Genomic DNA, 1646 nt, shown 5'->3' with positions numbered 1-1646 from the left:
TCATTTACTATTGCACTGCACGATTCAGTCCTTCCCTATAGGCACACGTGCCTTGGGTACTATGACCTCTGCTGACTTCTCACGGCAAGCTTTACTCCGCTGATTTCGATTTTTTTCACTATTCTCATGCGTCCGTGAGACCTCCTCGGATAAGGGCATTAGCTTTCCATCTTATATCTGCTTCATTTACACTAACCGTTCCGAACAGCTATAGGGCTTTGGTTTGTATAGCAACCTTACCCACGGTTTTATGCCTTATATAAAGTTTCTGTTCGTCAGACCGGATGTTTGCCGTCGGCTTCCTTCAGATTCCACCTCACGATGGACACCCTTGCTTTTGGCTGTATGATTCCCGCTATTAGGGCTCATTGGGGACTTGCACCCGTTAGCTAATACTCATGCCGAGCGTACTATAATAATAGATTAGGTCACCCCAATGGCGACCTAATCTATTTTATTCGTTTATTTCAATAACTCTCCAAGTTTTGCTGCAATCTCGTCGCCACGCAAATCTCTTGCAACGATATTACCTTCCTGATCAACAAGTACTGTAGCAGGGATAGAGCGTACACCATACAACTGAGCACCTTCACACTGCCAAGCCTTAAGGTCTGACATCTGTGGCCATGTAATGTTAAGGTCCTTAATAGCCTGTTTCCACTTGTCTGCATCCTTATCAAGGGAAACACCTACTATGCCGAAACCTTTATTCTTGAACTGCTTGTATGCAGCCACTACATTAGGCATTTCCTGACGGCATGGACCGCACCAGCTTGCCCAGAAATCAATAAGAGTGTACTTGTTCTTGCTTACAAAGTCTGAAAGTTTAACAGTCTTTCCTTCAGGAGTATTCATCGAGAAATCAATATATTTCTTTCCCACCACTGTATTCATTGCATTGTCTACATATTCTTTCAGACGGGTCATAGAAGAAGATGCCATGAATTTCTGAGGAAGTTTCTCAAGCAAAGCACTTGTCTGTTCCACTTCGAATGAAAAACCATTAGTCTGCAACAGATAAGCTCCTACTGCATTATCAATATTAGTTTCTGTCTGATTATATACAAAATCCATACACTCAGACATAATCTTGTCATAGACCCCAACTAACGAATCTCTCTGAACATCTGTAAGTGTAGTATCTGTACTGTATATTCTCTGAATATCTCCCAACTGGTGATCAAACAAAGTATATTTATCATTATATGCTGTAAATGCATCATTTGCAGGTGTTCCGGTAGTTTTATTGTTGGCAAAATCAACATTGATATTTCCTTCTTCAATAAATACCATTGACACCAAACTATTCGCACCACTTCCATATGTTATATATTTTGGTGCAAATACAGAATCCGGCATTCCCTTAAACTCAAACTTACCGTTCTTGACTACAGCAGAATCCAATGTGAAAGACTCCCTTCCGTCGTAATAACGCATATAAACATAATCGCCATCCTTGGCATCGGCTATAGTACCGTTAATGGTATAGCCACCCTTTTCCTGGCAGGCAGCCAATGCCATCACACTGGCTGCAGCAAATAGTAATCCTTTTTTCATTCTTATTTAAAATATTAAATTATTGACTGCAAATTTATATCATTCACACATTATTGAATGTAAAACCAATTACGTTTTAATTATATTTA

The 1646-nt window shown here is 40.0% G+C and carries 1 protein-coding gene; it reads right to left on the bottom strand.

Features of this window, described 5'->3' with window-relative positions; all coding sequences use genetic code 11:
* Positions 1-462: 462 nt before the first annotated feature.
* Positions 463-1557 carry a TlpA disulfide reductase family protein gene (locus QZ379_RS03645; RefSeq protein ID WP_291558475.1) on the bottom strand — a complete coding sequence of 365 codons (1095 nt, stop codon included), beginning with the start codon at positions 1555-1557 and terminating at the stop codon, positions 463-465.
* Positions 1558-1646: the final 89 nt, after the last annotated feature.

It is taken from the genome of Bacteroides sp. (assembly GCF_019417265.1).
In the GTDB taxonomy this organism is placed as follows: Bacteria; Bacteroidota; Bacteroidia; order Bacteroidales; family Bacteroidaceae; genus Phocaeicola.
This window is presented reverse-complemented; position numbering and strand designations above follow the sequence as displayed.